Here is a 588-nt window from a genome sequence, read left to right as displayed (position 1 = left end):
TAGATGCTTTAATGAAAATTTTTGTGGCTGCACAATTGGATAAGTGGGAATCTTATGAGGATATGGAAGAAAGGCTTCGGGCAAATCCAGAATTTCGTGAATCTATCAATCTGCCTAGTATAAGCGGATCGCAACTTAGCCGAAGAATTAACAATCTACCAACGGAATTCGCTCAGGAGCTTTTTCAAAGAGTGGTACATATCATTCAAGATCTTACGAAAGATTATAAAGGGATAAATCCAGAAATTGGACGGCTGAAAATCATCGATTCAACGCATTTAAAACTCCCTCCAGAGCTTTGTGACTGGGCATTCGTCACAAAAGGATGGAACGTGGTAAAAATGCATACCCGTATCGTGGTTGTTTCAGAAGATATATCTTATCCAGACAAAATTGTACCTTCAACAGGGAATGTGGGTGATGTTGAAACACCTGATTTGCTTGTCGAAGAAGATGATGCAACATACCTGATGGATCGTGGTTATCCGTCGGTAAAGAACCTAATGTCATGGCAGGAACAAGACATTTCCTTTGTTGTCCGAATTACAAAGAATATTAGAGCCGTACCTATTGAAACTTACGAGACCA

General features: G+C 39.8%; 1 protein-coding gene. It reads left to right on the top strand.

What is annotated here, in order from left to right; genetic code table 11:
* Positions 1-11: 11 nt before the first annotated feature.
* The coding region (locus ACHABU_RS20675) for a transposase (protein ID WP_435766839.1) at positions 12-588 on the top strand (577 nt) is incomplete at its 3' end.

It is taken from the genome of Oceanobacillus sp. CF4.6 (assembly GCF_051262635.1).
Lineage (GTDB): Bacteria > Bacillota > Bacilli > Bacillales > Amphibacillaceae > Oceanobacillus.
This window is presented reverse-complemented; position numbering and strand designations above follow the sequence as displayed.